This is a genomic window from Pseudomonas sp. NFPP12 (assembly GCF_900103205.1).
Classification (GTDB): Bacteria; Pseudomonadota; Gammaproteobacteria; order Pseudomonadales; family Pseudomonadaceae; genus Aquipseudomonas; species Aquipseudomonas protegens.
Genome location: NZ_FMWW01000006.1, coordinates 599,208 through 616,360 on the forward strand (window position 1 = coordinate 599,208; position 17,153 = coordinate 616,360).

Below are 17,153 nucleotides of genomic sequence, written 5' to 3' on the forward strand. Positions count from 1 at the left end.
ACCCCGCACCGGGCGACACGCCTACAATCGCCCCTCGACGCTCGCCCGATCCTCCATCGGGTGGGCGCGGCCCCTCAACGACAAGGCGCATGTCGAGCATGACCCTGGATTGGAATGCCTGGGAAATAGAACCCGGATCTATCGTGGACGAACAGCTGATCGCCCAGGTGCAGCATCGCCTCGGCGTCGAGTTTCCGTCGCTGTACCTGGAGCTGGTGCAGTACGCCGAGGCCGCCACGCCGGGGATCGGCGGCTTCGCCTATGACGGCGGCTACACCTGCATCAGCGAGTTCTTCGAATTCGGCCTGAGCAGCCAGCCCTGGACCCTGCTCTGGTACGCCAGCCCTGGCCGTGTGCCGGGGCTCGCCGCAGGCTGCCTGCCGATTGCCCGGGATGCCGGCGGCCTGCTGATCTGCCTGGACTTCAACAGCCCGGCCGTAGCGGTGGAAATCTTTGACCCCGAGAGCGCCAGCCGTTACCCGGTGGCCGCCGATTTCAAGGCCTTTGTCGAGCTGTGGCAGCCATGAACACACCGCGCAAATGGATAGTCGTGCCCACCAGCAAAGAGGCCCAGCAACGCCTGGACCTGGACCAGTGCCTGCCAGGAGACCTGGAGGAACTGGCGCTGTCCCCGGAGCAGTGGGCAACCCTGTCCCACAGCGACCTGCTGCCCAGCTTGAACCGTGCCCTGGGCACTCTGATCGACGACTACGAAGACGCTTCGATCCAGGGTCGGGGCGCCCTGATCACGACTCTGTCGATCCTCACCCAGGCCGCGACGGCCGAGGATGAACTTATCCACAAGCTCATCGCCCTGAATCAACTGGCCCTGGCACGGGACACCGCTCTGTTCTTCTATTTCTGAGGCCGTCACCCAGGGCTGCCCTCGCCGCAGGTCGGCCTCAACAGCACGGCCGCAGGCTCAAATCCCCGCGCTGGCACTGGCCTGTTTGAGCCCCGAGTCCGGCACGCTCACTGCCGTTTCCGAACGCGGCGTGCCCTGGGGCACCCAGTCGTAACTCACCGGCAGAGCCCGGTACACCCAGTTGCTGATGGCCTCGCTGCCCGGCGCCTTGCCCAGATAGGGGCTGACGTATTCCCAGACGATTTCACCTGCGGCCGTCACCTGGAAGAAGCGCCCGTTCATGCCTTCGTCGATCAGGGTATTGCCGTTGGGCAGGCGCCGCGCACTGCTGATGAACGAGCTGTAGAAAGCCCAGCCCGGCTGCCGGGAACTGGCGGCGCTGTACTGCCAGACGATCTGGTTCTTGATCGGGTCGATCTCCAGCACCCGGGAGCCGGCGATCAACCCCAGGGGCACCGAGGGGTAACCGGCGGTGCCCTGGTTGTCGAACACCAGCAGATGCCCGGCCCCCGGCAAGCCGGCGGGAATGATGTGGGCGTCATGCTGGCCGACGAACTGGTCCACCGGGCGCGGCACCTTGGCGGCGGTCTTCGGGTTGATCGGCGACAGGTTCGGCCCCAGGCGCCAGACCACCTTGCCGCTGTGCTTGTCGAGGATGGCGATGAAGTTGGCGTTGCGCGAGTCGATCAGCAGGTTGTCCGGGGCGAAGCGTTTATCACCGGCGTCGAACCACTGGTTGGGGCCCACCACGCTGAGGTTGTTGATGTGCAGGTAGTCCGGGTTGTCGGTGCCGTACACCAGCTTCAGTTGCGCCGGGGTAAAGCCGAATTCCTTGAGGTGTTCGGAGGCCAGCCACTGCCATTTGACCTGGCCCTCGGGGCTGACTTCATAGATCGCGTCGTCGATCACCTGGGGCACCTTGAACCCCGCCACCTTGTGCACCTTGTTGGCCAGCACCAGGGTGTTGCCGTTGCTCAGCCGGCGCTGGTCATGATGCTGCTGGGCCGCACCGCCCGGGGCCTGGTCGCCCCACTGCCAGACCAGCTTGCCGTTCCAGTCCAGCTCGCCGACGCTCTGGTTGCCCAGGCCGTTGCCCGCCGAACCCAGGGGCCCGGGCTCCTTGTCCTTGAGCTGCAACAGCACCCGGCCACGCTCGCCGCCCACCAGTTGCGGGTCGATGATGGCCGAGGGGAAACCGGCCTGGGGCCAGTTCTTCACTTCGTTGCCGTTCATGTCGATCAGGTGGGTCTGCTTATCGGCACCACTGAAGATCACGTACTGGTTATAGGCCCTGGCCGGGTCGTAGCGAGTGACGCCGGTGGGGTAGACGCTGGGCGCGGCCTGCACCGCCGAGGCCAGCAGGGCGGTGGACAGCAGCAGGGGCAAAGCGGTGGTGAGGCGCAACATGACAAGCACTCCTGTTCAAGTCGAAAGGCGCCGGAGAACCCGGCGCAAGGTGCGAAAAGCCGGGTATCAGAAGTCGTAGCGACCGGTCACGCCCAAGGTCCGCGGGGTGCCCAGCAGGCCTTCGTAACCGCCGTTGCCGCCGGTCCAGAGGGTGGTGTAGTAGGTCTTGTCGAAGGCGTTCTTCAGCCACAGCGAAACGTCCCACTGGCCCTGCTCGTAGTTGCCGCGCAAGCCGGTGGACAGGTTGACCACGGCGTAGCTGGGGATCTGCCCGTACTCGGAATCCTCCACGGTGCCCACCGCCTTGGAACGGAACGCATAGCTGGCGGTGACGTACTCTTCCAGGCCGTTGTCCAGGTTCCACTTGTATTCGCCGTTGGCGTTGCCGATCCATTTCGAGGCGCCCACTACCTGGTGGCCGCTGAGATCGCACGAGGCCGGGGCACCGGGGCGCAGGCTGACTTCCGGCGGGCACGGCGCATCCTTGTAGGAGAGGTAGCGCACGTCGTTGTAGGAACCGTTGAGGTTCAGGGTCAGGCCACGGATCGGCACCAGGGTGCTTTCCACTTCCACCCCGCGCGAGCGCACCGAACCGGCGTTGGTCAGGTACTGCACGCGGTTGACGTCGTCGTAGGCGTTGGTCTGGTAGCCGTTGACCTGGGTCCAGAACAGGTTGGCGTTGAGTTGCAGGCGGCGGTCCCACAGGGTGCTCTTGAAACCCAGCTCGGCGTTGTTGGCGCGCTCGGTGCCGATCAGCAGCGAATCGGCCCCGGCGGTAGGCGCCGACCCCACCGTCAGGTTGACCCCACCGGACTTCTCGCCGTGGGACAGGGTGGCGTAGCCCAGCAGGTCGTCGGTGATGCGGTAGCTGAGGTTGAGCAGGCCCGAGGGGCTGGTGCTGTACTGGTTGAGGTCGCCGGAGTCATAGGCTCCGGTGCGCCCGCGCCGCGCGTTGGCGGCGGCGCCGGCCACCGCCGCGCCACCCAGCGGGGCGTTGCGGGTCACCCAGGCGCTTTTCTCCTCGTAGGTGCCGCGCAGGCCGGCGGTGAAATCCAGGCGCTCGGTGAGGTGCCAGGTGCCCTGGGCGAACAGGGCGAAACTGTTGGTCTGGATATGCCCGTTGCCGATGCTGGTGACGTTGCTCAGGGCGCCGGCCGGGGTGCCATTCCAGATGTCCGCCTTGGGCCCGTAATAGGCGAAGGATTTGTTGTCCAGGTCGGAGCCGAAGTAGTAGGCGCCCAGCACGTAGTCGAAGAAGCCGCCGGTGGGCGAGGCCAGGCGAAATTCCTGGGACCACTGCTTGTCTTGCACCGAAACCCCGGCGTTGTAGCTGGCCGGAACGTTGAGGCCATCGTCGTTGCGCGGGGTGAAATTCCACCAGCGGTAGGAGCTGACCGAGGTCAGGGTGAAGTCGCTGGGCAGGGTCCAGTTGGCCTCAAGCGAAGTGCCGCCCTGGAACACCGTCACGTGCTGGTCGTTGTCCAGGTTGACCTTGCGGTGCGAACCATTGACCAGGGTCGCGCCGGCCGCCGCCGCGCGCGACTCGTAGACATTGGTGCCGTTGATGGTCGGCCCGGTGCTGTACAGCACTCGGGTGCCGGCGCTGGAATCCTCTTCGTTGTAGTCGCCGATCCAGCGCAGGTTGAAGCTGTCATTGGGCTTGTACAGCAACTGCCCGCGAAAGCCCTGGCGTGAGCCGCCATTGAGGTCGTGGCCGTCGAATTCGTTCTTGATGTCGCCGTCGCTGCGGGTGCGGTAGGCGGAAAAACGCCCCGCCAGCTCATCGGTCAGCGGCCCGGAAATCGTGCCCTTGGTCTGGAAGTAACCATCCTCGCCGAGGGAGGTTTCGATGCTGCGCTCCGGGGTGAAGCTCGGCGCCCGGGTGCTGATGTTGATCACCCCGGCGGTGGTGTTCTTGCCGAACAGGGTGCCCTGGGGGCCGCGCAGCACTTCCAGCTGCTCGATGTCCATCAGGTCGAACACCGCCATCCCCGGCCTTCCGAGGTAGACGTTGTCGATGTACAGCCCGACGCTGCCTTCCAGGCCGTCGCTGGCCGGGTTGTTGCCCAGGCCACGGATCGACACGCTGGACTGGCGCGCATGCATGTAGGCGACGTTGACGCTGGGCACCAGTTGCTGCAGATCCTGGATGCGGTACACCCGCTGGCTCTCCAGGGCCTGGCCGCTGACCACGCTCATGGGGGTGGGCACGCTCTGGGAGCTTTCCTCGCGTCGACGGGCAGTGACGGTCACCGTCTGCAGCTGGCCATCATCGGCCTTGGCCTTGTTGGCACTGCTCTTGGCCGGGGTGGCTTGCGGCGCCGGGGCCTCTTCGGCCCAGGTCGGTGTCCAACTGGCACTGCCGGCCAGCAACAGCGCCAGGGGCAGGCGCTTGAGCCGCCGGGGCGAGAGGGGTGAAGCGAGGGACAACGGGCTCATGGGCGGCTCCTGGTCAGAAAATATACAGCCTTGTATATTCCTTAAAGTTATTTATTTATGTTTTTACAAAGATTTACTGCATAAGAGATTGCCTTTATAAGGAGTCGACCTAATGCATAGCCAATGCATTTCCCCGATATTTTTTATGTGAAAAATGCATATCGACCTGCGCCAGCTCCGCCACTTCATCGCCCTCGCCGAACAGCGCAGCTTTGTCGCGGCCGCAGCGGCGGTGAACCTCTCGCAATCGGCCTTCAGCCGCAGCATCCAGGCCCTGGAACACAGCGTCGGCTGCCAACTGGTGGATCGCGGGCGCAAGGACCTGGCGCCGACCAAGCAGGGCCAGTTGCTGCTGGAGCACGCGCGCCGGCTGGTCAGCGGCGCCCAGCAGATGGCCAACGAGATCAGCCAGTTCAATGGCCTGGAAGCGGGAGAGTTGCGCTTCGGCTGTGGCCCGGCGCCAGCCGCAGGGCTGATCCCCCGGGCCATCGGCAGCTTTATCGGGCGTTATCCCAAGGCCCGGGTGCAGTTCCAGGTGGATGACTGGCAAAGCCTGAGCAAGCGCCTGCTCAGCGAAGAGTTCGAATTCTTCGTTGCCGACACCCGGCACTTCGAGGCCGATCCGGACTACCTGACCCAGCGCCTGCGCCCGCGCAAATGGCATTTCTGCTGCCGCGCCGGACACCCCCTGGCCCAGCGCGAAAGTGTCAGCGCCAGCGAACTGATGAGCTACCCACTGGCGGTGACCATCCGCCCGCCCAACCTGCGCAAGGTCATTGTCGACCTGAGCGGCAAGCCGGACTTCACGCCCAATGTGGAATGCGAAAACAGCTACAGCCTGCTGGGGGTGGTCATGCGCTCGGACGCCATCGGCATCGTCGGTTCCTACAGCGACGCGTTGCACAACGCCAAGGGCGAGTTGGTGTGCCTGAAGATCGACGGCCTGGCCGACGACCTGGAAGAGCTCTACACCCGCTACGGCATCGTCAGCCGTGCCGGCTATCGCCTGTCGCCTTTGGCCGCGGCGATGATCGACGAGATCAAGCGCATCGACGAACAGGACGAGGACGTGTGCAGCCTGGACAACTTGGCGGTCTGAGCCACCTGCATGCTCTCACCGTAGGAGCCGGCTTGTCTGCGAAGAGGCCCTTGAGCCTTGCAGCGCTCTCAGGGACGCCTTCGCTGGCAAGCCAGCTCCTACAAGACCCCGCCGTCCGCACACGACGTGGGGGGCCGGCCGGCATTGCATGAAACGCATCGAAACTATTCGGCAAATGCGCTTGCCGGAAGCCCCCGCCGGAGGCGAAAAACCTCGCCTGTCTTCCCCTCGGTGAACCCCATGTCCAATACCCATCCGCCCGTGCGCAACGTGCTCTACATCATGTGCGACCAGCTGCGCCGGGATTACCTCTCGTGCTACGGCCACCCGCACCTGCATACCCCGAACATCGACCGCCTGGCCAACGCCGGGGTGCGCTTCAGCCGCGCCTACACCCAGGGCACCATCTGCGGCCCGTCGCGCATGTCGGCCTACACCGGGCGCTACGTCAGCAGCCACCAGGTGGCCTGGAACGCCGTGCCCCTGCCCCTCGAAGAACTGACCCTGGGGGACTACCTGCGGCCCCACGGCATCCGCACCGCGCTGGTGGGCAAGACCCACGCCACGCCCAACCTCGACGCCCTGCAACGCCTGGCCATCGACCCCGGGAGTGCCCAGGCCGAGGTGCTCAACGAAGTCGGCTTCGAGCCCTATTTCCGCCATGACGGCATCTACCCCGACGACCCGGTATTCGACGACAAGCGCGAGTCGGCGCCCTACACACACTACCTGCGCGACCTCGGCTACCAAGGGCGCAACCCCTGGCACGACTGGGCCAACGCCGGGGCCGGCGAGCAGGGGCAAATCCTCAGCGGCTGGAAAATGCGCAACGCCCACCTGCCGGCCCGGGTCGCGCAAGAGCACTCGGAAACCGTCTACACCACCGACCGCGCCATCGACTTCATCAGCGAACAAGGCGAGCAGCCCTGGTGCCTGCACCTGTCCTACATCAAGCCGCACTGGCCCTATATCGCGCCTGCCCCGTACCACGCACTGTATGGCCCCGAGCAGGTCATCCCGGCGGTGCGCGCCGCGCCAGGGCAGCTCAGCGATCACCCGGTCTACGCCGCCTTCCGCCAGCATGAAGAAAGCCTGAATTTTTCCCGGGACGAAGTGCGCCTGAACGTGGTGCCCACCTACATGGGCCTGATCAAGCAGGTGGATGACCAGCTCGGCCGGCTGTTTGACTTCCTGCAGAGCAACGGCCGCTGGGACGACACCCTGATCGTCTTCACCAGCGACCACGGCGACTTCCTTGGCGACCACTACCTGGGGGAAAAGGAATTTCTGCTGGAACCGGCGGTGGGCGTGCCGCTGATCGTCCGCGACCCGCGCACGGCGGCAGACAGCAGCCGCGGCACCGTGGACGAACGCCTGGTGGAAACCATCGACGCCCTGCCGACCTTTCTCGAGGCCCTGGGCCTGCCGGGGGCCGAGCATCGCCTGGAAGGCCGCTCGCTGATCCCCCTGCTGCACGGCGCCGAACCGGCCTGGCGCCGCTATGCCATCAGCGAATACGACTACGCCTTCCAGGCCCCTGCGCGAGAGCGCCTGGGCCAGCCCATCGACCGCTGCCGCATGACCATGGTGCGCAGCGAGCGCTGGAAGTACCTGGCCTACGATGGCTTGCGCCCGCAGTTGTTCGACCTGCACAACGACCCCCAGGAGTTGCACGACCTGGGGGCCGATCCGGCCTATGCCGCGGTGCGCGAAGAACACCTGGGGTATGTGCTGGAATGGCTGCGCGGCCTGAAACGCCGTACCACCATCAGCCATCAAGAAATCGACCTGCGCGGCCAGCGTTTTCGCTACGGCGAGCCGGAAAGCGAAAAGCTGGTACAGATCGGCGTGTGGTAACCCCCACCCGTACCTGCACCTTCCCCCGTAGGAGCCGGCTTGCCGGCGAAGAGGCCCTTGGACCTTGCAGCGCTCTCGAGGGCGCCTTCGCTGGCAAGCCAGCTTACGGGGATGGGGCAGCGGTCAGAGCCCCTTGATGGTCTGGCTGCGCTGGCCGTGGACGCCCACCGGAACGTCGCCCTTGAGGGTCACGCGGCGCACGATGCGGTCCTGGGTGCCGTAGTCGTCCACGGCATAGTGCTGGGTCGAGCGGTTATCCCAGATCGCCACGTCCCCTGCGCTCCAGCGCCAGCGCACGGTGTTTTCCAGACGGGTGACGTGGCTTTGCAGCAAACCGAACAGATGCGCCGAGTCCGCCTGGGAATAGCCCTTGATGCGCTTCACGAAGTGCCCCAGCACCAGGCTCTTTTCACCGCTCTCGGGGTGCACGCGAACGATCGGGTGCTCGGTCTCGAACACCGTGGAGGTGAACACCTTGCGGTAACGCTCCAGCTTCTCCGCCGAAACGTCCGGCTTGGCCCCGGCGTAGTCGTATTCATTGCTGTGCACCGCCCAGAGCTTGTCCGCCAGCTCCCGCAGTTCCGCCGACAGTTCGTTGTAGGCCGTGGCGGTGTTGGCCCAGACGGTGTCGCCACCGGAGGCCGGGGCCACCACCGAGCGCAGGATCGAGGCCTTGGGGTAGGCGTCGACGAAGGTCACGTCGGTGTGCCAGGAGTTGGCCCGCTGGCCCTCGGCGCCATCCAGTTCCAGCAGGTAGCGGGTGCCGTCGCGTACCGGCACGGTGGGGTGGGCCACCGGTTCGCCCAGCAGGTGCGAGAAGGCTTCCTGGCTCTGGTCGTCGAGGTGGGTCTGGCCACGGAAGAAAATCACCTTGTACTGCACCAGCGCTTGCTGGATCGCTTCCACGGTGGCGGCGTCGAGATCGCCGGACAGTTGCACGCCACGGATCTCGGCGCCGATACGGCCGGCCACCGGGTGAATATCAAGGGCATGAACAGCAGGTTGAACGGCTAAGGCGGCATTGCTCATCAGGTACACCCTCATCGGACTGCTTACGGTGGAACCGCCGCGAAACAACGCTCTATCTATATTCAATTTAGATCTAATAGATAACTACATGCTTCGTTGACGGAATAAGAGCTTGCATTTAAAACCTCATTCCTCACTCGTCGCAAATGCCTTCGAGCTATTTTTCGGATGCCGGGAAAGCATATGGATCTTCGCCAATTGCGTTACTTCATCGCCCTCAATGAACACCGCAGTTTTGTCCGCGCCGCCGACGCCATGGGCATCACCCAGCCGGCCTTCAGCCGCAGTATCCAGGGCCTGGAGCAGGAGTTCGGCTGCGTGCTGGTGGACCGTGGCAACAAGGATCTGCGCCCCACCCCGGAAGGCCAGGTGGTGCTGCAGCACGCCTTGAGCCTGGTGCAGGGGGCGGCCTTGCTCAGCAGCGAAGTGACCCAGATGACCAAGCTCGACGCCGGCGAAGTGCGCTTCGGCTGCGGCCCGGCCCCGGCGGTGAAGCTGGTGCCCGACGCGGTGGCGCAATTCACCAGTGCCCACCCGAAGGTGCGCACCTGCTTTGCCGTGGACAACTGGGAAAAACTCAGCCGCAGCCTGAACCGCGAAGAGATCGAATTCTTTATCGCCGACATCCGCCATTTCGAGGCCGACCCGAACTACCAGACCCAGCCCCTGACGCCCAAGCGCGGCGTGTTCTTCTGCCGCCCCGGGCACCCGCTGCTGGCCAAGGAGAGCCTGTCCACCAACGACATGTTCGATTACCCCCTGGCCACCACCCTGATCCCCCCGGGGATCCGCAAGCTGCTGGCCAACCTCAGCGGGCGCATCGATTTTTCCCCGACCATCGAGACCGAGCACTTTCCGGCGCTGGTGAAGATCGTCCGCCAGTCCAATGCCATCGGCGTGGGCACCGCCGAGGCCTTTGCCGAAGACATCGCCCAGGGTTCGCTGGCGCTGCTGCACTGGCGCAACCTGCCGCAGAACATCGACAGCCTGAATGCCCGTTGCGGCATCGTCAGCCGCAGCGGTTTTCGCCTGTCGCCGGCGGCGCGCAAGATGATCGAAGTGCTGGTGGCGGTCGACCAGCAAACCCACAGCATCGCCGTCTGACCCTGTAGCCGCTGCCGAAGGCTGCGAACGACGACACAGTCGGCGCAAGACGGCACCCGGTTCCTCCAGGTAGACCGCGTTGCCGGCCCTGGCGGCCCCTACGGTGCCGAACGCAGCCTGCGGCAGCGGCTACAGGGGTTCAGGAAGGGGTTTACAGGCCGGCAGCGGCCAACTGCGGGGCGACCCAGGCATCCACCTTGAACGGCTTGCGAATCAAGCGTTCCTTGGCCGCCAGGTCTACCGAATCCTGCAGTTTGCCGAGGAACACCGGGTCCAGGGTCGAGGGGAAGATCTCGCTCAGGCGCTGGTCCTTGAGGTCATCCTGCAAGATCACCGGCGGGTAGCTGGCCAGCCCCGAAACCAGCTGGATGTAGGCTTCCTTGTTGCTGTCCTGGGTCAGCCACTCTACGGCCTGCTGCTGGGCCTTGAGCAGTTTTGCCACGGCCTCGGGATGTTCGTCGACAAACTGGCCGGCGCCCACCAGCACGCTCTGCACGCTGCCGGCGCCGCCCAGGTCCTTGGTGCTCAGGGGCAGTTCGGCCAGGCCTTTGCTGCGCAGGGCCGAGAGCCCGGTGCTGCCCCAGGAGGCGTCGATCTGCTTGGCCGCCAATGCAGCCACCGCCGCGTTGAAGTCAAGGTTGACCACCTTCAGGTCCTTCTCGCTCAGGCCCCGGCTGGCCAGGGCCGCGTCGAACGACAGCTGGGTGGCGGTGCCACGGAACACTGCCACGCGCTTGCCCTTGAGGTCTTCCAGGGTCTTGATCCCGGAACCCGGCACCACCCCCAGATAGTGCTTGACCCCACGGGCCGAGGCGCTGAGCAGGCGGGTATCCAGGCCGTTGGACTTGCCGATGATGGCGGCCAGGTCCCCCAGGTACGCCAGGTCCACCTGGCCGTTGGCGAAGGCCTCGTTGATCACCGGGCCTGCGCCCTTGAAGAAATTCCACTGGATCTTGATGCCCTGGTCGGCGAAGGCCTTTTCAAAGATCTGTTGCTGGCGCAGCACATCCACCACCCCACCGCCGCTGTGCTGGGTGCCGGCACTGAGGTCGGGCACGGCAATGCGGATTTCCTTGAGTTCGTCGGCCTGGGCCAGCAGCGGCAGGCAGCCCAGGAGCCCCGCCAGGGCCGGGGCGGCGAACAGGCTGATGACGCGTTTGAAGGGAAGGTTCATGGGTGCGGCTCCTGGTGGCAAAGGCTGAGAGGAGCAAAAGGTAGGCACGGAATCGCTCAACATTTAAATACTATAAATTCACATTTTAATAACCATATCGAATAAATCAGCTGCCACGGGCGTCCCCGGGGATATGCATGAAATGCATGAAAAATATTCTTCAAATGCATTGGATGCGTGTCGGCGAGAAGCCTTAAATGGCCTTTCTTATCTCTTAATAGAATCGATAAGAATTTTAATAGATCATAAATGCATAACACGTAGAAACCGCCTTGCCAGCGAAGAGGCCCTCAAACGCTGATTCGCCGACAAGCCAGCCCCTACGGCATCGACCCACGCCATGCAGTACCCGACGACGGAGGTCATCCATGGCCCGTGTTTCCCTGCTCAGCCTGCCCCTGGCGGCGCCGTCCGACGGACGCCCGGGCTGGCCCCTGATCAGCCAGCGGCTGCTGCCCTGGCTGTTGCCCATCAGCCTGTTCGCCCTGTGGTGGCTGGCCAGCCGCAATCAATGGATGAGCGAACAGATCCTGCCGGCCCCGGCCCTGGTCTGGAGCAGTGCCCTGGAGCTGGCCCATGGCGAGCTGTGGAGCCATCTGGCGATCAGCCTGCAACGGCTGTTCTGGGGCCTGCTGGCGGGTATCGCCGCCGGCGCCCTGCTGGGGGGTGCCCTGGGCTTCAGCCGACGCCTGGAGCGCCTGGTGTTTCCCACCTTCGGCGCCCTGTCGCAGATCCCCACCCTGGCCTGGATCCCGTTGTTCATGGTGTTTTTCGGCATCGGCGAGGTGCTCAAGCTGGTGGTGCTGATCAAGGCGGTGGTGGTGCCCGTGACCCTGCACACCCTGGTGGGCGTGCGCGATGCCCAGCCCCGGCTGCGGGAAGCCGCCGCGGTGCTGCGCCTGCCGCCGGCGCTGCTGGTGCGCCGCCTGGTGCTGCCCGCTGCGCTGCCGGCCTTCATGGCCGGGGTGCGCCTGGCGCTGGCCACCGGCTGGACCTCGCTGCTGGCAGTGGAACTGCTGGCCTCCAGCGAAGGCATCGGCTACCTGATGGTCTGGGCACGCCAGCTGTTCATGCTGGACATCGTCTTCGTGTGCATCCTGGTGATCGGCCTGCTGGGTGTGTGCATGGACCGCGGCATCGGCTGGCTCGACCGCCGGCTGGTGCACTGGCCGCACCCGGCCACCGCCGAATTCCGTCGCGGCCCGCGCTACCAGGGCTGGCAGCGCCTGCAACCCTGGCTGCTGCCCCTGGCGCTGCTGGCCCTGTGGCAAGTGGCGAGCGACCAGCAGTGGGTCGACCCGAACATCCTGCCCAGCCCCCTGGCGGTACTCGCCACCACCGGCAACGGCCTGCTCGATGGCAGCCTGCTGGGAGGCATGGGCCTGAGCCTGGGCCGCACCCTCGGCGGCCTGCTGCTGGGCGGCGGCCTGGGCTTTGCCTTTGGCCTGCTGCTGGGCCTGTCGCGGTTCAGTGAACGCCTGCTGGGCCCGACCCTGGCCGCCATCCGCCAGATCGCCATCTTCGCCTGGGTGCCGCTGCTCACCGCCTGGTTCGGCCTGGGGGAACTGGCCAAGTGGGTGTTCGTCGCCCTGGCCGCGTTCTTCCCGCTGTTCATCGCCACCCAGCGCAGCGTCGCCCAGCTCTCGCCGCAACTGGCGGAAGCCGCCCAGGTACTGCGCCTGAACCTCTGGCAACGGCTGCGCCGGCTGGTGCTGCCCGGCGCCGCGCCGGGGATTTTCGCCGGCCTGCGCATCAGCCTGATCTACGCCTGGCTGGGCACCATCGGCGCGGAATACTTCATGCCGTCCAACGGCGGCATCGGCAGCCAGATGATCAGCGCCCAGCAACTGCTACGCATGGACCTGATCATGGCCGGCATGCTCCTGGTAGGCCTTACCGGGGCCCTGCTCAACCTGATCGGGCAACAACTCGAACTTCGCGCCACCCGCTGGAGACACGCATGAACGCACCCCTGGTCAGTTTCACTCACGTGGGCAAGACCTTCGCCGTCGCCGGTGGCGAGGTGGAGGCGATCCGCGAATTCAACCTGGACATCGCCGAAGGCGAGTTCGTCGCCATCGTCGGTTCCAGCGGTTGCGGCAAGTCCACCCTGCTGCGCCTGCTGATCGGCCTGGACACCGAGTTTCGTGGCCAGATCCGGGTCGACGGCAAGGCCGTCAGCGGCATCGGCGGCGAGCGCGGCATCGTGTTCCAGGAACACCGCCTGTTCCCCTGGCTGACGGTGGCCGAGAACATCGGCCTGGGCCTGGTCAACGAGCCCCTGAGCGCCGCCGAGCGCCAGCAGCGGGTCGGCGAATTCATCGAACTGGTGGGCCTCAAGGATTTCACCCGGGCCTATCCCCACCAACTGTCCGGCGGCATGGCGCAACGAGTGGCCATTGCCCGGGGGCTGGTAGCCAGCCCGCGGATCCTGCTGCTGGACGAACCCTTCGGCGCCCTCGACGCCCTGACCCGCCAACAGATGCAGGACGAACTGCTGGCGATCCGCGAGCGGGCCAAGATCACCACGGTGCTGGTGACCCACGATGTCGAGGAAGCGATTTTCCTCGCCGACCGGGTGGTGGTCATGGAACCGCGCCCGGGGCGGATCAAGCGCGTGGTCGAGGTGGCCCTGCCCCACCCGCGCCAGCGCAGCAGTTTCGACTTCCACCAACTGCGTGAGGAGCTGCTTCACGAACTGACCCGCGACGAGCTCTACCAGGCGCCTTCGCCGGTACAGATCCGCGACCTGCCCCTGACCTTCATAGCTTGCTGAACAGGAGTGACTCGATGCCGCAACGTCCCAACTTCCTGGTGATCCTGGCCGACGACCTGGGCTTCTCCGACCTCGGCGCCTTCGGCGGCGAGATCGCCACGCCGAACCTCGACGCCCTGGCCGCAGGTGGCCTGCGCCTGACCGATTTCCATACCGCCCCCACCTGCTCGCCGACCCGCTCCATGCTGCTCACCGGCACCGACCACCACATTGCCGGGATCGGCACCATGGCCGAAGCCCTGACCCCCGAGCTGATCGGCAAGCCGGGCTACGAGGGTTACCTCAACGACCGCGTGGTGGCCCTGCCGGAACTGCTGCGCGAGGCCGGCTACCAGACCCTGATGAGCGGCAAATGGCACCTGGGGCTGACTGCCGAACGCGCGCCCCATGCCCGAGGCTTCGAGCGCTCGTTCTCGCTGTTGCCGGGGGCGGCCAACCACTACGGCTTCGAGCCGACCTACGACGAGCACACCCCCGGGCTGCTCAAATCCACGCCGGCGCTGTACATCGAGGACGACCGCTTCATCGATGAACTGCCAGCGGATTTCTATTCCTCCGATGCCTTTGGCGACAAGCTCTTGCAGTACCTGAAAGAGCGCGACCAGAGCCGGCCGTTCTTCGCCTACCTGCCGTTCTCGGCGCCCCATTGGCCGCTGCAGGCTCCGGAGGAAATCGTCGCCAAGTACCGGGGCCGCTATGACGCCGGCCCCGAAGTGCTGCGCCACGAGCGCCTGGAAAAACTCCAGGCCCTGGGCCTGGTTGACCCGCAGGTCGAGCCCCATCCGCTGATCAACCTCAACGCCGAATGGGACGCCCTCAGCGACGAACAGCGCCAGGTGTCGGCACGGGCCATGGAGGTGTATGCGGCGATGGTCGAGCGCATGGACTGGAACATCGGCCGGGTGGTGGACTACCTGCGCCAGCAGGGCCAACTGGACAACACCCTGATCCTGTTCATGTCCGACAACGGTGCCGAGGGCGCGCTGCTGGAAGCCTTCCCCAAGTTCGGCCCGGAGCTTTTGACCTACCTCAACCAGCACTACGACAACCGCCTGGAGAACATCGGCCGGGCCAACTCCTACGTCTGGTACGGCCCGGCCTGGGCCCAGGCGGCCACTGCGCCATCGCGGCTGTTCAAGGCCTTCACCACCCAGGGCGGAATTCGCGTGCCGGCGCTGCTGCACTACCCGCAACTGCCGCTCAAGGGGCAGATCAGCCACGGCTTCGGCACGGTGATGGACATTACTCCGACCCTGCTCGACCTGGCCGGCGTGCGCCACCCGGGCAAGCGCTGGCGCGGGCGCGATGTGGCGCCGCTGCGGGGCAAGTCCTGGCTGGGCTTTCTCTCCGGCGAAACCGCCCGGGTACATGATGAACAAACGGTAACCGGCTGGGAGCTGTTCGGCCGCCGGGCAATTCGCCAGGGCCAGTGGAAGGCGGTGTACATCCCCGGCCCCGTGGGCCCGGCGACGTGGCAGCTGTACGACCTGGGCCAGGACCCGGGGGAGATTCACGACCTGGCCCACAGCCAGCCGGAAAAACTGCGCACCCTGCTGGAAGAATGGCAGCGCTACGTGGATGAAACCGGAGTGATCCTCAGCGAATCACCGTTCCAGCCCGATTGACCCGGGGGGAGCTGGCAATCGGACCATGTAGGAGCTGGCTTGCCAGCGAAAAGCGTCCCCCGGGCTGCGCCAGGCGCTGGCCTCAGCCTCGGGTGATGCGGCAAGCCGGGGTATTCGGCAGTTCCTTGACCACGATGTAATGCCCAGCCCGGTTTTTCTCGACCCGCAACGGCGAAGCGGCCAAGTAGCTGCCGCGCAGGCTCTGGTCGACAAAACAGATGGCGATGCCCTGCTTCCCCTGCTCCATCACTCTGACGCTGTAGACCCAGCTTTGCTCTTCGTCCACCGCGCTGTAGGTGCCCTCGGCGCCTGCGGCCTTCTCGTAGATCCGATAGGGCGTCTGGCCCAGCGTGGTGCCGTCCGGGTAATGCCGCGGCCGCAAGGAATTGCGAAAACCGTTCACTTCCAGATGCTTCAAGATACTCAGCGCCAGTGCCTCGTCACTGCCCTGCGCCACCGAGTCGGCCAGCGACACGCTGCCCACACTCATCAAGGCAACGGCGATCAATCGCCTTACCGCACTGCTCATACTGTCTCCCTGTCGTTGCCTCTTCGCGGATTCCGGGCGTTTCCCGGCACCGCGTGACCTTGGCTTAACGTTATCGGTCCTTGGGTATTTAACCAGAAAGACAGTCCGCCCCCTCAAGCCCGGGCGTTATGCGCCGGTTGCATCGCTTCGCGCTCCTGCCGGGTAAAGCGGTTGGCCCGGGCAAAAGTGCCGAAATCGTTGAAGCGCACGCCCATCTCGGCCATCACTTTATGCGCCACCGATGCCGTCATCTGGCGGATGTAGAACGGCTCCCTGACCACGAAATGGTGGATGCCGTGGGTGCTGCCGAAGTTGCAGCAGAAGGCCTGCAACGGCCACATCCACCAGGGGTTGAGTACCTGGGTCTGCTGGATCACGTTGCCCGGCTCGATGTCGCCGTAGTAGTGCATGTTGGAACTGACAAAGTGCAGGCAGAAGGTGCGCAGCACGTTGGGGCCGATGATCACCACCACGGCGATATCGACGTAGTGCATCAGCGACGCGGTGTCTTGCGACCACTGGATCGGGCTGCCCAGCAGGGCGGCCACGCCGTTGGCCCCATGAAAGCCCAGGAACACATACCAGGCGCCCCAATGCAGCAATGCCAGCGGCGCGTACACCGCCAGGGTACGAACGAGGATGCCCAGCTTGCGCCTGGCCCCCGGCGCCCGCAGCAGGCGGATGAAGGCAGCCATCAGGTTGTCCCCCACCATCAGCAGGCGGGCGATGCCCCAGGGCTCGCCGTTGGTGATGGCGCGCTCCTCGATGTCGCTCTCGCTGCCGGACACCTTGTGATGATTCAGGTGCAGGTGGCGGCGCACCCAGGGGTTGATGGTACTCGGCCGCGCCAGCCACACCAGCCCCAGCATCAGGTTGTGGGGCAGGCGCTGCTTGCGAAAGTACATGCTGTGGATCAGGTCGTGCTCCAGCTCGTGGGTCAGGGAGGCGAAGAACGCGTTGAGCAGCAGGCACGCCCACCAGGCCAGGTGACCCGTGACATAGAGCAGCGCTGACCCCAGCATCCCCGACAGAGCGAACGCAAGGATCCCCGCGCCCAGCGCGTCCTGGTGCCGCAGCAAGGGAAAACGCCGGCGCAGTTCATCACCCCGGGCCAGGACCACCTGGCGTATATGCGCCGCCCGCTGCTGTGCGTTCATCCGCTCGGGGCTTGCAGAAATACCCTGCATGATTCCATCCTCTGGTCAGTGATGTGTGCATCCTGCCCCGAGCCCCGGCTCCGGGCGCTAGC

At 65.4% G+C, this 17,153-nt stretch carries 14 protein-coding genes; 8 read left to right on the forward strand and 6 right to left on the reverse strand.

All coding sequences use genetic code 11. The annotated features are described in order from the left end of the window. Positions 1–89 precede the first annotated feature (89 nt). Complete coding sequence (locus BLS75_RS27540) at positions 90–527, forward strand: SMI1/KNR4 family protein (protein ID WP_011058596.1); 438 nt, start codon at positions 90–92, stop codon at positions 525–527. Further along, positions 524–865 (forward strand): hypothetical protein, encoded by a 342-nt coding sequence (locus BLS75_RS27545; RefSeq protein ID WP_176876773.1) that lies wholly within the window; start codon positions 524–526, stop codon positions 863–865. Before BLS75_RS27540 ends, BLS75_RS27545 begins: the two co-directional genes overlap by 4 nt. A 57-nt stretch (positions 866–922) precedes the next feature. On the opposite strand, the gene BLS75_RS27550 is transcribed toward BLS75_RS27545, so the two are convergent. Continuing rightward, the gene (locus BLS75_RS27550; protein ID WP_072452166.1) at positions 923–2,272 is read right to left on the reverse strand and encodes an aryl-sulfate sulfotransferase; all 1,350 of its coding nucleotides are present in this window, start codon (positions 2,270–2,272) and stop codon (positions 923–925) included. 66 nt (positions 2,273–2,338) lie between these two features. Next, positions 2,339–4,711, reverse strand: coding sequence for a TonB-dependent receptor (locus tag BLS75_RS27555; protein ID WP_072452167.1), 2,373 nt, complete (start codon positions 4,709–4,711; stop codon positions 2,339–2,341). 154 nt (positions 4,712–4,865) lie between these two features. Between BLS75_RS27555 and BLS75_RS27560 the strand changes: the two genes are divergently transcribed. Both BLS75_RS27560 and BLS75_RS27565 read left to right on the forward strand, forming a co-directional pair. Continuing rightward, complete coding sequence (locus tag BLS75_RS27560; protein ID WP_011058592.1) at positions 4,866–5,810, forward strand: LysR family transcriptional regulator; 945 nt, start codon at positions 4,866–4,868, stop codon at positions 5,808–5,810. Between the two features lie 240 nt (positions 5,811–6,050). Further along, on the forward strand, positions 6,051–7,667 hold the full coding sequence (locus BLS75_RS27565; RefSeq protein ID WP_072452168.1) for an alkaline phosphatase family protein: 1,617 nt from the start codon (positions 6,051–6,053) through the stop codon (positions 7,665–7,667). Between the two features lie 123 nt (positions 7,668–7,790). On the opposite strand, the gene BLS75_RS27570 is transcribed toward BLS75_RS27565, so the two are convergent. After that, entirely contained in the window at positions 7,791–8,696 is a 906-nt protein-coding gene (locus tag BLS75_RS27570; RefSeq protein WP_072452203.1) for a TauD/TfdA dioxygenase family protein, read from the reverse strand. 183 nt (positions 8,697–8,879) lie between these two features. On the opposite strand from BLS75_RS27570, the gene BLS75_RS27575 reads away from it, so the two are divergent. Beyond that, positions 8,880–9,800, forward strand: coding sequence for a LysR family transcriptional regulator (locus BLS75_RS27575; protein ID WP_011058589.1), 921 nt, complete (start codon positions 8,880–8,882; stop codon positions 9,798–9,800). A 151-nt stretch (positions 9,801–9,951) separates the two neighbouring features. On the opposite strand, the gene BLS75_RS27580 is transcribed toward BLS75_RS27575, so the two are convergent. After that, positions 9,952–10,974: an ABC transporter substrate-binding protein gene (locus BLS75_RS27580; protein ID WP_072452169.1), complete on the reverse strand. Its 1,023-nt coding sequence runs from the start codon at positions 10,972–10,974 to the stop codon at positions 9,952–9,954. 368 nt (positions 10,975–11,342) lie between these two features. On the opposite strand from BLS75_RS27580, the gene BLS75_RS27585 reads away from it, so the two are divergent. The 3 genes from BLS75_RS27585 to BLS75_RS27595 are packed head-to-tail and all read left to right on the forward strand — an operon-like array spanning position 11,343 to position 15,375. Continuing rightward, positions 11,343–12,938: an ABC transporter permease gene (locus tag BLS75_RS27585; RefSeq protein WP_011058587.1), complete on the forward strand. Its 1,596-nt coding sequence runs from the start codon at positions 11,343–11,345 to the stop codon at positions 12,936–12,938. Further along, a complete protein-coding gene (locus tag BLS75_RS27590; RefSeq protein ID WP_011058586.1) occupies positions 12,935–13,750 on the forward strand; it encodes an ABC transporter ATP-binding protein in 816 nt (271 codons plus the stop codon). The genes BLS75_RS27585 and BLS75_RS27590 overlap by 4 nt, the downstream gene beginning before the upstream one ends. Positions 13,751–13,764: 14 nt before the next feature. Next, positions 13,765–15,375: an arylsulfatase gene (locus tag BLS75_RS27595; protein WP_072452170.1), complete on the forward strand. Its 1,611-nt coding sequence runs from the start codon at positions 13,765–13,767 to the stop codon at positions 15,373–15,375. 82 nt (positions 15,376–15,457) lie between these two features. Here BLS75_RS27595 and BLS75_RS27600 read toward each other — a convergent pair whose 3' ends face one another. Together BLS75_RS27600 and BLS75_RS27605 are read right to left on the reverse strand one after the other, a co-directional pair. Next, positions 15,458–15,904 (reverse strand): pesticin immunity protein, encoded by a 447-nt coding sequence (locus BLS75_RS27600; protein ID WP_072452171.1) that lies wholly within the window; start codon positions 15,902–15,904, stop codon positions 15,458–15,460. 113 nt (positions 15,905–16,017) lie between these two features. After that, positions 16,018–17,091, reverse strand: coding sequence for a fatty acid desaturase (locus BLS75_RS27605; RefSeq protein WP_072452172.1), 1,074 nt, complete (start codon positions 17,089–17,091; stop codon positions 16,018–16,020). Positions 17,092–17,153: the final 62 nt, after the last annotated feature.

Excerpts from the sequence above, each read along its gene's own strand:
- BLS75_RS27540 (WP_011058596.1), top strand. The coding sequence starts at position 90 with ATGTCGAGCATGACCCTGGATTGGAATGCCTGGGAAATAGAACCCGGA.
- BLS75_RS27545 (WP_176876773.1), top strand. The coding sequence starts at position 524 with ATGAACACACCGCGCAAATGGATAGTCGTGCCCACCAGCAAAGAGGCC.
- BLS75_RS27550 (WP_072452166.1), bottom strand. The coding sequence starts at position 2,272 with ATGTTGCGCCTCACCACCGCTTTGCCCCTGCTGCTGTCCACCGCCCTG.
- BLS75_RS27555 (WP_072452167.1), bottom strand. The coding sequence starts at position 4,711 with ATGAGCCCGTTGTCCCTCGCTTCACCCCTCTCGCCCCGGCGGCTCAAG.
- BLS75_RS27560 (WP_011058592.1), top strand. The coding sequence starts at position 4,866 with ATGCATATCGACCTGCGCCAGCTCCGCCACTTCATCGCCCTCGCCGAA.
- BLS75_RS27565 (WP_072452168.1), top strand. The coding sequence starts at position 6,051 with ATGTCCAATACCCATCCGCCCGTGCGCAACGTGCTCTACATCATGTGC.
- BLS75_RS27570 (WP_072452203.1), bottom strand. The coding sequence starts at position 8,696 with ATGAGCAATGCCGCCTTAGCCGTTCAACCTGCTGTTCATGCCCTTGAT.
- BLS75_RS27575 (WP_011058589.1), top strand. The coding sequence starts at position 8,880 with ATGGATCTTCGCCAATTGCGTTACTTCATCGCCCTCAATGAACACCGC.
- BLS75_RS27580 (WP_072452169.1), bottom strand. The coding sequence starts at position 10,974 with ATGAACCTTCCCTTCAAACGCGTCATCAGCCTGTTCGCCGCCCCGGCC.
- BLS75_RS27585 (WP_011058587.1), top strand. The coding sequence starts at position 11,343 with ATGGCCCGTGTTTCCCTGCTCAGCCTGCCCCTGGCGGCGCCGTCCGAC.
- BLS75_RS27590 (WP_011058586.1), top strand. The coding sequence starts at position 12,935 with ATGAACGCACCCCTGGTCAGTTTCACTCACGTGGGCAAGACCTTCGCC.
- BLS75_RS27595 (WP_072452170.1), top strand. The coding sequence starts at position 13,765 with ATGCCGCAACGTCCCAACTTCCTGGTGATCCTGGCCGACGACCTGGGC.
- BLS75_RS27600 (WP_072452171.1), bottom strand. The coding sequence starts at position 15,904 with ATGAGCAGTGCGGTAAGGCGATTGATCGCCGTTGCCTTGATGAGTGTG.
- BLS75_RS27605 (WP_072452172.1), bottom strand. The coding sequence starts at position 17,091 with ATGCAGGGTATTTCTGCAAGCCCCGAGCGGATGAACGCACAGCAGCGG.